Consider the following 11,868-nt stretch of genomic DNA (forward strand, 5'->3'; position numbering starts at 1 on the left):
GTACCACTCCTATTTTATACCCAGTTTACTCGTAATACGAGTCAATCGTTCACCCAATAGCTTTTGTGCTAAACCTAAACGGAGTGATAAAAAGCCATAGACAGCTGCACCGACTCCGGCACAAACAATAGAAAATAGTAATGCTGAGAATTTACTATCAACTGGCCCCATTAATAATTCCAATAATTTATGCACAATCAATACGCTAATGGCCATTGCCATTGTTAATAAAGCAATTAACATAACACGACGAACAACCATTTCTGATCGATAATTTAATGTTTTTCGTAACACAAGGATATTGATAATAATTGATACGCTATAACCAATAGCCGTTGCTACAATAGCACCATCTGCCTCCAGCCAGCGGATTAATGGGATATTTAATGCAAGCTTGACGAAAATCCCTGATAATAAGCTGAAAACAATCCACTTTTGAAAATCGATCCCTTGTAACAAGGCAGCAGTTACTTGGAATAAAGCAAATAAAATGGCAACCGGTGCATAATGAGCTAAAATGGTTGCACCCATTTCACTTTCCGAATAAAGCATAAAGTAAATTTCATTTGCTAATAGAGAAATCCCTACCACTGCTGGCAATGTAATAAAAATTAAAATTTGATAGGTTTTATCCATTGCATGACGTAGTGATAAATACTCGCCCTGAGTGTAATACTTAGTAATGGTCGGGACAAGCGCCATGGAAAACCCTGTTGCTAGCATAACGGGAATGATTACAACCTTATGTGTCATAAAGTTGATCATTGATAAATACGTATCAGTCACCTCAGCTAAACCAATCGATGTCATCGCTCCATTAAACGTGAGCATGTCGACTAATTGGAATAAAGGATTGGCTACCCCAACAAACACCATTGGTATGGAGTAGGTAATGACCTCTTTGTAAATATTAGACATAGGCAGCTGTGTGGACGTTACACTTTGACTACGTAGTAGATTGAATTCTGGCTGATACTTTTTCCAGTAATAATACAAAACACCTAATCCACCAATTGCTCCAATAAAGGCAGCAAATACAGCAAAGGAAATCGCTGTCTCTGGTTTACCTTTGAACACAATGACTACTAGGAAGGAACCACCCAGTAACACAACAATTCGCACAATTTGTTCTACTAATTGTGAAACTGCAGTAGGCTCCATTTTGTCATAGCCTTGGAAAAAGCCACGCCATAGACTCATAAATGGGACTACAATTAAAGCAAAGCTGACCCAACGTATGACTGAAGCAATTTGTTCGACTGTAAAGACCTGTTCCTCACTCTTAATGACCAGCCCTGCTATTGGCGTTGCAAGAAGAAAGAGTGCAATAAATGCCGCGAAGCCTGTCACCATCATAATGAGGATGCCCGATTTCATTAGCTTGCGACCTGATTGATAATCTCCCATTGCATTATACTTGGAAACGAACTTAGAAACCGCGATTGGCGCACCTGAAATGGCTATTGCCAACATGATAGAATAAGGGATATATGCATATTGATAAAGTGCGATGTTCTTCTCACCCACAATTGCATAAAACGGAAAAATATAAATTAATCCGAGGACCTTCGATAAAAACATCCCCATTGTTAATATCGCAGTACCTTTCATTAAATTGGACATCATACCCATCCATTCATTGTAAAATCAATATTAATATCGTAACACTTTAAAGGCTCTTATAAAACATTTTCCATACTCAAACACGACATGCAAACGCTGTCACCTTGTAAATGATTTAAGTAAACCAATTGTAATCTTACCACATTTATAGGAAATGAGACGCATAAAAACACCAAAAAGTTCATTCATAAAGAAACTTGATGAAAAAAGGCCTTAAAATAATCGGTGAGGATGTAGAAAATCCCCACCGATTTGAATATTTCTTTATACCATGTCCACGAAGAACTTTTTGTACCATACTAGGAATACATAAGCTGTCCAAATATAGCGACCACGATTTGCTTTTCCTTCATAGTGCTCATCTAAATAGCCTACTAATTGTTTTGTATCAAAGAATTCATTCGCAAAGTCAGTTGTAAACATTTCTTTTACCATGTTGTAATACTTTTCTTCACGTAACCAGTGACGAATTGGCACTGGGAATCCAAGTTTTGGACGTTTTGCCCATTCTTCTGGTAACTCTTGATGTGCAGCTTGACGTAACACATACTTTGTATCAATATCATTGACACGGTATCTAGATGGAATATCTTTCGCTAATTCCATAACTTCCTTATCTAAAAATGGTACACGTAATTCGATCGAATGTGCCATACTCATTTTATCTGCCTTTAATAATATGTCACCTGGCATCCAAAGGTTTAGATCTAGGTACTGCATTTTTGTCACATCGTCATCACCAGGGACTTCATCATAAATACGTTTTGTAATCGATTTGACAGATGGGGCATTTTTATAAGCAGGCTTTAGAACATTGATGGCATCTACTTCATCCCAAACTACTGCTTCCCCAATAAAACGTTCTTCTACTGTTTGGGCACCTTTAATAAGGAAGTTCGTATATTGATTTTTCGGTAAAGCTTCTGCCATTCCGCGTAATGTTTTACGAAGACCTAATGGTAGTTTTTCGTATTTTTGCATTCTTCCTGAATTTTGATACCAAGCATAGCCACCAAAAATTTCATCAGCGCCTTCACCTGATAGGACAACTGTTACATCTTTTGAAGCAAGCTCCGAAAGGAAGTAAAGTGGTACTGAAGATGGATTAGATTGTGGCTCGTCCATATGCCATTGAATTTTAGGAAGTGCTTCAAAGCACTCATCTGCCGTAATGTATCTACGTTCATTTTGAATATTTAACGTATCTGATAAATCTTTTGCAAGGTTTGTTTCATTGAACATATCTTCATAGTCAGCAAATCCAACTGAGAAGGATTTATCTGGGCGTAATAAAGACGTTATATAACTAGAGTCAATACCACCTGACAGGAATGAACCAACCTTTACATCACTAATTTTATGAGCCTCTACAGACTCTTTCACAGTGGAACGAATATCTTCAATATATTTTTCTATCGGTGCTTCTTTTGCATGGAATTTTTTATCCCAATATTGAACGATTTGCTTTTGACCATTTTGAATCAGCATATAGTGTGCTGGTGGTAATTTAAAGACACCTTTAAAGAATGTTTCATCCATAGATGAATACTGGAATGTTAAATACGGGCGTAATGCCTGTTTATTTAATTCTTTTATAAAAGAAGGATGTGGTAAAAACGATTTAATTTCAGAACCGAAAATAAATGTACCATCTGTTGTATGCTCAGAGTAGTACAATGGTTTAATACCAAAGCCATCACGAGCGATAAATTGTAAATCATTCTTTTTATCCCAAATACAGAAGGCAAACATCCCACGTAATTTTTTCACAAAATCTACGCCATATTCTACATAACCATAAATAATAACTTCACTATCTGATTGTGTTTTAAAAGTATGACCTTTTTCAATTAAATCTGCACGCAGCTCTTGGAAGTTAAAAATCTCTCCATTAAATACAAGCACGATATTGCCGTCTTCACTATATAATGGTTGATTCGCTACGTCTGATAAGTCAATAATACTTAATCGACGGAAACCTAACGTTACTTTATCGTCACTATGAATACCGCCGCTATCCGGTCCGCGGTGAATAATTGTATTCATCATATTTTCTATTGTTTGATGATGATCAATCACATTTGTTCCATTAATATACCCTATAAATCCGCACATTCTATTTTTCACCTCATAATTTAGTGCATAACCTTTACCATAATAGCACGAAAAGACATTCATTTCATGCTGACAATGCTAATAAAGGAAAACTTTCATCGTTATAATTGAATAACAAAGATTATTGTGTTTCATTCTACTATAAATAGTGTTCATCATGAAAGATGAGATAAAGAATTATAAAACACTTTTCTATTATTTTCAATGTCAAACAAGCCCCCTCTCTCTATATAGACTTCATGTATAATAGGAAAGATTCCTAAATTGAACAGAAAGTGAGTTTCTAACTATGTATGATGTAATCGTGATCGGTGGTGGCCCATCTGGTTTAATGGCGGCAATTGCTGCTGGAGAGCGTAAAAAGAAAGTTTTATTGTTAGAAAAAGGAGCGAAACTTGGCAAAAAATTAGCCATTTCTGGCGGTGGACGCTGTAATGTTACAAATCGTTTGCCTGTCGAAGAAATCGTAAAGCATATACCTGGTAATGGTCGTTTTCTCTATAGCCCGTTTACCGTTTATAATAATGAAGATATTATTACATTTTTTGAAGGGCTTGGTGTGGCACTGAAGGAAGAGGATCATGGCAGAATGTTCCCTGTGTCAAATCGTGCACAAGATGTTGTCGATGCGTTGATTAGGCAGCTTCAACATCTCCATGTCGAGGTTCGTTTACACACAGCCGTTAGTAAGCTTGTTATGGATGAGGAAAAAATTCTTGGTGTACGTCTTGCTGATGGCTCAGAAGTTCGTAGCCAAGCAGTCGTTGTGGCTGTTGGTGGTAAGGCTGTCCCACAAACAGGTTCAACAGGAGACGGCTATCCATGGGCAGAACGGGCTGGCCATACAATTACAACATTATTTCCAACTGAAGTCCCCGTTATTTCAAAAGAGGATTTTATACAAGCGCGTGAGCTTCAGGGGCTAGCATTACGTGATGTGGCTGTATCTGTGTTAAACAAAAAGGGTAAGGTGCTCGTTACACATCAAATGGATATGCTCTTCACCCATTTTGGCTTAAGTGGTCCTGCTGTTTTACGCTGTAGTCAATTTGTTGTCAAAGAATTAATGAAAACAGGCTATGAGCCAGTGACCATGCGTATACAAACACTAGTTGATTATAATGAGGAAACATGTTTGCAATATTTAAATAGGCTAATCAAGGAAGATCCAAAAAAGGCAGTGAAAAATGTTTGGAAGGGCATTGCCCCTGAACGTTGGCTATTATTTTTATGTGAACGAGCAAATATCGATGTCCAATTGACAGGTGCCGAATTATCCCAAGATAAAATCCGTCAGCTAGCACGTTTACTAGTGAACTTCACATTGACAGTGAACGGCACACAGTCACTTGATAAAGCCTTTGTTACAGGCGGTGGTGTCTCCGTAAAAGAAATCGAGCCGAAAACAATGGCTTCTAAGAAAAAAGAAGGATTGTTCTTCTGTGGGGAAATTCTTGATATTCATGGCTATACAGGAGGCTATAATATCACCTCCGCCCTCGTAACAGGACGTATTGCAGGAATGAATGCGGCTTTATAATAGAAGAAAAAGCGTGTCCGAGAAAAATGGACACGCCTTTTTTAGCTTTCACTAGACATATAAACTTCTTCAAACGGCTGGATAATAACAAAGCCCTCACCTGAAAACGCCATCTGGATAGATTCACCACTACCACGACCGATAAAGGTACGGAAGCTGATATCCGTTTTAAATTCAGGTGTTAGACTGCCTGACCAAGCAACAGTAGCATGTGGATCAGTATAGACAGTTTCACCTGGTTTCACTAATAACGTCAATGGTTCAAAATGTGTTGTAATCGCTACTTTTCCTGTACCTTGTAATGTTACATTAAATAAACCGCCTGACATGATGCCAGCCATTTTACGCATTAAACGGATATCCCAGTTGATGCTAGGTTCAAAGGCCAGTAAATCATTCCCATTTACACAAATACTGTCGTTTTTCAAATCAAAGACCGTTACTTTCTTTCCTTGGTCCGCTAAGTATAATCTGCCCTTTCCGCTAGCTTTCATTAATTGCGTTCCTTCACCTGTTAACGCCTTTTTAAACATCTTGCCAAGCCCATGCTCTAAAACACGCTCACGTTCAAATTTAATGTCTCCAGTATAGGAGATCATGGCGCCCATTTTCGACCATACTTCTCCGTTTAAATTAACCTCTAATACACGTTCCGTTTCCAATTCGAAATAATCATTTTCATTGTCATCCTGTTGTGTTTTATTAATAAATTCATCTAAAGAAAATTTCCCCATAATGAATCCCTCCCTAATTACCTTATATACGTTTTTCTTTGAGAAAAGATTCAAATTTTAACTGTTTGTTCCTTATCCCGTGTTTCGTTACAAATTTTCTCTTTTAATAACGAAATCACGTTATTTCCAGTAATGTTATTGACATCCTTTGTGGACTGTTATACATTAAACGAAGAAATAACGATTGTTATATAACACTCACTGCAAAAAAATACTATATAAGTGCCATGTGCGAAATGACACCTATATAGTAGTTCAAATTATTGTGTTGCAGAGACGTCTCCAACATCTTGTGCTGCTTTTAAAGCTGTTCGTTTACGTACATCTGCACGTAGTGTTATTGAAATAATTAACGAAGCAGCAATTAATCCAGCGAATACATAGAATACTGGAATATAGCTTCCATAAGCGTTTTTAATTGTACTTACTAACAACGGTCCAAAAATACCACCCAATGACCAAGTTGTTAATAAATAGCCATGGATAACACCTAATTGTTTTGTACCAAATAAATCACTTGCAAACGCAGGTAAATTTGAGAATCCACCACCGTAGCAACTAACCACTAAGAAGATAAGTGCTTGGAAAATTATCACGTTCGTTGTATGTGGTAAAACGATAAATGTAATTAATTGCGCTATAAAGAAAATAACGAATACGTTTGAACGACCGATATAATCCGATACAGCAGCCCAAATTAAACGGCCACCACCATTAAATAACCCCATGATTCCTACCATTGCTGCAGCACCTGCAACAGATAAACCGACAATTTCCTGTGCCATAGGCGAAGCTACAGATATCATCATAATTCCCGCTGTTACATTGACTAAGTGCATTGACCATAACATCCAGAAATGCTTTGTTTTGACAGCTTCACGTGCTGACATAACTGCTAAATCTTTTTTAACAACTTCTTTGCCATTATCGGCAGCTGCCTTCATATTAGCTGGCATATAACCAGGCTTAGGCGGCGCTATATATGAAGCCCCTAAAATCATTAACGTGAAATAACTTGCCCCTAAAATAAAGTATGTTGTAGAAATACCGACTGCCTCCATTAAGTTGGCTGCAACCGGTGCTGTAATTAGTGCCCCAGAACCAAATCCAAGTACGGCCATACCTGTTGCAAGGCCACGGCGATCTGGGAACCATTTTACAAGTGTTGATACAGGTGCAATGTAACCAATCCCCATACCTAATCCACTAAGTACACCATAAGTTAACCAATACATCACAACAGAATCCATTGAAATCGCTACACCAGCACCAGCTTGTCCTGCTCCAAATAAGACAGCTGCTACCATTGCCGATTTACGTGGCCCCATTTTTTCTACTAAGCTACCAAATAATGCTGCTGAAAAACCAGCAAGCCCCATCATAATAGTAAAGGCAACCGTTACCTTTGTTTCACTCCATCCCATTTCCGTGACAATCGGTAGCTTGTATACACTGTATGCATAGGCTCCACCGATGGAAAGGTGAATAGCGATTGCAGATAATGCAATTAACCATCTATTTTTATTCATAAATTCTCATTTCTCCCCTCTTTTGCTACCTGTGAAAATTCTATGAACGTCCATGTAAAACAATTTACCACTTAGAATTATTCAAATGCAAGTGGTTTTTTGAAAAAATATTATTTCTCCAAAAAGTATTTTGTTTTTTCATTATCGTTCTCCTGCATACAAACCTTACAGTCTCTAAGTAGAACGAGGATTATTCTACAAAAAATACGACACCATTTAGCTATTATTACTTTTCTACTCTATTATCAGAATAACCATAAATTATATTAAAATAATAAATTTTGTGTATATTATCACATTCACTAAGTGTATACGTCTTCTATCTCTAGTCATATTCTATTAACAAACATTTATATTCTTCTGCATATCAAATTAATATAATGTAGAAATTTTCAAAATAAAACAGAATTTTTTGGCCAAAACAAACGAAATTTACGCGCTTAAAAAAAGGATAGAAAATTCAAAAGGAGCTTGTTTTTTACTTAAACTTACAAAAATTATCTTTATAAACAATACATTGGGTGTATATTTCGCAAAATATTATAAATACCTCCTTCATTTTATTATTCAAATATATATTTTCCTTACTGTAAATCTAATGCTTTCCTCTACTAACTAGCATAAATTGCTTGTATTGACCTTAAATATTCTGTAATAAGACCAATTTTAAAATCATATTGTTTTTGTGCAAAAGTAAAAAAGCAGCTAAAAAGAAAACCAATATACTAGAAATCATTTCAGCATACTGGTTGGTAAAACACCCTATTCATTTGTTCTTCTTTTTAAAAACTGCAATATTTTTATTTCCTTATAGTAAATACATAATATAATTCCAATTAATATTAATAAGGATCCATACAGTTGAATGCTAGTGGGAAATTGTTTTAAGAATACAGCACTTAATAACATAGCTATCGCTGGTTCAAAATTCAATAAAAGCGAAGCATTCGTTGACCCTATCTCCTTCATTTTTTGATTCCACATTAAATTACTAATCCCATGAATAACAATCGCTGATAAAATTAACAGCAACCAATATGGAGTTTCAACATGCCAATTAGTCTGCGGTAAAATGGTAAAGGAAAAGGGTACAAGCACCAGTAGTCCAATTAAATTTGTATAAAAGGTAATCAACTGTGCAGAGATTTTTAGACTAAGGTGGTTCACAATAATTAGAAACAAGGCAAAGCTTAGCATTGTAATTAAACTTAGCACCTCACCCTTACCGATTGAAATCGAGATAAGTGCTCCTTTTGTAATTATGAGGCCAACCCCTACAAAAGAAATGATTGCACCTAGCCAAAAAATGCCGTTCCGCGATTCATGATAAATCATTTTATTTAGTAATGATGTGGCAATCGGTGCACAGGCTAAGATTAAAGCCGCGGTGATAGGAGAGGTGTGCTGAAGACTGGCATAAAAGCTATAGTGATTAATGGAGACACCTAGTATGCCTGCAATGACCAATAATACTAGATCATTGCGTGTAAATGCTGTTCGGTTAATTGTTTTCCAACTAATACATCCTAAAAACAGAACAATGACAATCAATCTAAAAATGGCGACTGTTATAGGAGCCCAATGGTCAATTAAAATAGAGCCAATTATAAAGTTACTGGCCCAAAAAAATACACAGCTAAATAAAATCATATAGATGGTGAGTTGTTTCATATCTAAATTGCACCTGCATTTAAAGAGACTTCTACATAAGTTATGGTAAAACTATTAAAAATCTACTTTCCTTTCTATTATTCACGTATCTATTACAACATAAGTATAGCAAACTAGAAAACTTCTAGTTTGCTATGTTAACTAAATAAGGGGGATTTAGTTGTTTGTACTAGTTGATAAATTTTCCTTTCGACATAACCACTCGATTAGATGGTTTGCGTGCAATAACTTCAGCACTTGATACTGCGTCAAAGAATACAAAACTTGCTTCGTCCTTCACATTCGGCCAAACCTTCTGGCCATTTGCATCCAATGGTGTCACACCATTTGTAATATATTTTAACGTTTGTCGAATAGAGCGTTCATCCAGTTTACGAGAAATATCTGCAAACGTCGTTGCTTTTTCTAAAATATCTCCTGAGCCATACGGACTCCAAGAATCATAAAATCCATCACAGCCAAAGTGGACATCAACTCCATGCTCTGTCAGTAAATCAATCGGTGGGATTAAGCGTCTTAAATCGAATGGCACGGTTGACATAATTTTCACTTGTTGTTGTGCTAATCGTTCAGCAATTTTGTGCTGCTCCAGTAAAGATACATCACCAAGTGAAAAGGCATGACTAATCGCCGTTCTACCTTGATATTTTGCATCTTCAACGATATCGATCCATTTATCGATTGTATAATAGCCAACATGACCACCGTCATGAAGGTGAATATCAACATCTACATTAAATTCCTGTGCGATATCCATCACTTCATATAACGAAGGTTCTATTGAATTATCAATCCCTGCTGGATCAAGACCACCAATCATTGTCGCCCCATTACGTAAGGCTTCACGCAATAGTTTAGGGACATCATCTCTTAATAAGCCGTGCTGTGGAAAGGCAATAACTTCTGATGTCACAACATCTTTATAATCCTCCAATGCCGCTAGTACGCCCTCTAAATTTTTCAAGCCAATGTACGGATCGATATTAACATGTGTACGAATATGATTGGCGCCATTTTGAACGATTTTTTCAATCATTGCAGCCGCGCGTTGTTTACCTGTTGTAGCAAGAATGGATAACTCTTGTGCTTCACGCTCAAGTCGTTCCTTTAAATTCTTAACTGGTACACATGCTTTCCAAGGTAAAGATAAGTATGTTTTATCTAAGTGATTGTGCATTTCCTTAAAGGCAGGTAATAAAAGCTTCCCTTTCATATCTGTTACTTCATTTGGAGAACCGACTGCCTGCGTTGCTGGTACAATTTGTGAAATAAACCCATCTGTAATTTCAAGATTAAAAAGCTCCACTTTCGTACCAACTGTATCATTTTCTTTTATATATTCTCCTGTTTCAAGTAGAACATTTGTAAGCCAATGCTTCATCTAAATTCTCCTTTCAACTCTCCTACATCCTGTAAGTGAATTATTTTGCCTTGTGAAATAACAGTAGTAATTGGGCATCTTCTCGCAATAACATGAGCAGTGCTAACACCATCTACTAACAACATATTAGCTTTATCACCAACTTGTGGCCAAACGCGCTCTCCAGCGTCATTCAATGGTGTAATCCCATCAGAAGCGTACTTCCATGCACGACTTAATGAATATTCATCTATAAAACGGAATCTCTCCGCCATTACATTTAATTTCATAATCGTATTGCCTGTACCGTATGGTGACCAATGATCCGTTAAACTATCATGTCCTACAGAAACCTTTACTCCATTGTTATAAAGATACGGAATTGGTATGGTCGAACGATTCAAGTCTGTTGGGACAGTAGTTGTGACGTCTATTTGTACAGCAGCCATTGCTTGAACTAAATTTTCTAATCGTGACTGTTCTAAATCGGCAAGTGCCATCGCATGGCTAATTGTTACTTGACCTTCTTTTTTCGCCTGTTTCGTTAGTTCTATCAATTTATAAAATTCAAATTCACCTAATGTATTAGCTGTATGAATATGAATATCGATTCCTGCATGATAGTCTTGGGCAATACCCATCGTAGTTTGTAGGGATTTTTCAATATTACGGTCTACAATAGATGGATCAACACCCCCAACAAGCGTTGCGCCCATTGCCATTGCTTCACGGATCAGTCCTTCCACATTGGAGCGTAGTAAGCCGTGCTGTGGAAAGGCCACAATATCATAGGTAATTTGATCTTGATATTTTTCTAAAACCTGTTTTGTAATTTCGATATGCTTAGTTCCTATTTGTGGGTCAACATTACAATGTGAACGAATATAGGTATGTCCTTGTGAAATGAGCCACTTCACCATTTCCTCTGCTCGATAAGCAGCTGTTGGTAACTGCTTTGGTAACAGCGTTCTTTCTTCTTCAATACGAGTTAATATCCCTTTAGTAATGGGCCTTGGCGCCTGCCATTCTCCACCGAAGTACGTTTTATCGATATGAATATGCATTTCTCTGAATGAAGGAACTAGCAGTTGCTTTTGAGCATCCACTATTTCTACATCTCCAGCAACCACTATATTCTTATCAACTTGTTGAACATGCCCATCTTCGATTAGGACATCATAAATACCTGTACGAGTTGCAACAATGTGTTCATTTTCGCGCTCATATGCTTCTTCTAATCTCACATTTTTCAGCAATAGTTTACTCATAGTTTCCTCCCAATTGGTATTTTCCGTC

Annotated in this window: 8 protein-coding genes; 1 reads left to right on the top strand and 7 read right to left on the bottom strand. The window is 36.9% G+C overall.

Annotation, left to right across the window (positions count from 1 at the left end; all coding sequences use genetic code 11):
- Nucleotides 1-9 precede the first annotated feature (9 nt).
- Nucleotides 10-1,623, bottom strand: coding sequence for a putative polysaccharide biosynthesis protein (locus OU989_RS16725; protein WP_274794134.1), 1,614 nt, complete (start codon nt 1,621-1,623; stop codon nt 10-12).
- Nucleotides 1,624-1,887: 264 nt separating this feature from the next.
- A complete protein-coding gene (gene asnB, locus OU989_RS16730; RefSeq protein WP_274794135.1) occupies nt 1,888-3,738 on the bottom strand; it encodes an asparagine synthase (glutamine-hydrolyzing) in 1,851 nt (616 codons plus the stop codon).
- Between the two features lie 289 nt (nt 3,739-4,027).
- Between asnB and OU989_RS16735 the strand changes: the two genes are divergently transcribed.
- Nucleotides 4,028-5,278, top strand: coding sequence for a BaiN/RdsA family NAD(P)/FAD-dependent oxidoreductase (locus tag OU989_RS16735; RefSeq protein ID WP_274794136.1), 1,251 nt, complete (start codon nt 4,028-4,030; stop codon nt 5,276-5,278).
- A gap of 41 nt (nt 5,279-5,319) precedes the next feature.
- On the opposite strand, the gene OU989_RS16740 is transcribed toward OU989_RS16735, so the two are convergent.
- The 5 genes from OU989_RS16740 to OU989_RS16760 all read right to left on the bottom strand — a co-directional run bounded on the left by OU989_RS16740 (nt 5,320) and on the right by OU989_RS16760 (nt 11,840).
- On the bottom strand, nt 5,320-6,012 hold the full coding sequence (locus tag OU989_RS16740; RefSeq protein ID WP_274794137.1) for an AIM24 family protein: 693 nt from the start codon (nt 6,010-6,012) through the stop codon (nt 5,320-5,322).
- Between the two features lie 260 nt (nt 6,013-6,272).
- Nucleotides 6,273-7,541, bottom strand: coding sequence for an L-lactate MFS transporter (locus tag OU989_RS16745; RefSeq protein WP_274794138.1), 1,269 nt, complete (start codon nt 7,539-7,541; stop codon nt 6,273-6,275).
- A 762-nt stretch (nt 7,542-8,303) separates the two neighbouring features.
- On the bottom strand, nt 8,304-9,212 hold the full coding sequence (locus tag OU989_RS16750) for a DMT family transporter (RefSeq protein WP_274794139.1): 909 nt from the start codon (nt 9,210-9,212) through the stop codon (nt 8,304-8,306).
- A 169-nt stretch (nt 9,213-9,381) separates the two neighbouring features.
- Nucleotides 9,382-10,593: an amidohydrolase gene (locus OU989_RS16755; protein ID WP_274794140.1), complete on the bottom strand. Its 1,212-nt coding sequence runs from the start codon at nt 10,591-10,593 to the stop codon at nt 9,382-9,384.
- On the bottom strand, nt 10,590-11,840 hold the full coding sequence (locus OU989_RS16760; protein ID WP_274794141.1) for an amidohydrolase family protein: 1,251 nt from the start codon (nt 11,838-11,840) through the stop codon (nt 10,590-10,592). The genes OU989_RS16755 and OU989_RS16760 overlap by 4 nt, the downstream gene beginning before the upstream one ends.
- Nucleotides 11,841-11,868: the final 28 nt, after the last annotated feature.

This window comes from Lysinibacillus irui (assembly GCF_028877475.1).
Taxonomy (GTDB): Bacteria; Bacillota; Bacilli; order Bacillales_A; family Planococcaceae; genus Lysinibacillus; species Lysinibacillus irui.

What these genes read in the sequence shown, in the direction of transcription:
- OU989_RS16735 (WP_274794136.1), top strand. Translation starts at nt 4,028, where the DNA reads ATGTATGATGTAATCGTGATCGGTGGTGGCCCATCTGGTTTAATGGCG.
- OU989_RS16740 (WP_274794137.1), bottom strand. Translation starts at nt 6,012, where the DNA reads ATGGGGAAATTTTCTTTAGATGAATTTATTAATAAAACACAACAGGAT.
- OU989_RS16760 (WP_274794141.1), bottom strand. Translation starts at nt 11,840, where the DNA reads ATGAGTAAACTATTGCTGAAAAATGTGAGATTAGAAGAAGCATATGAG.
- OU989_RS16755 (WP_274794140.1), bottom strand. Translation starts at nt 10,593, where the DNA reads ATGAAGCATTGGCTTACAAATGTTCTACTTGAAACAGGAGAATATATA.
- OU989_RS16750 (WP_274794139.1), bottom strand. Translation starts at nt 9,212, where the DNA reads ATGAAACAACTCACCATCTATATGATTTTATTTAGCTGTGTATTTTTT.
- OU989_RS16745 (WP_274794138.1), bottom strand. Translation starts at nt 7,541, where the DNA reads ATGAATAAAAATAGATGGTTAATTGCATTATCTGCAATCGCTATTCAC.
- asnB (WP_274794135.1), bottom strand. Translation starts at nt 3,738, where the DNA reads ATGTGCGGATTTATAGGGTATATTAATGGAACAAATGTGATTGATCAT.
- OU989_RS16725 (WP_274794134.1), bottom strand. Translation starts at nt 1,623, where the DNA reads ATGTCCAATTTAATGAAAGGTACTGCGATATTAACAATGGGGATGTTT.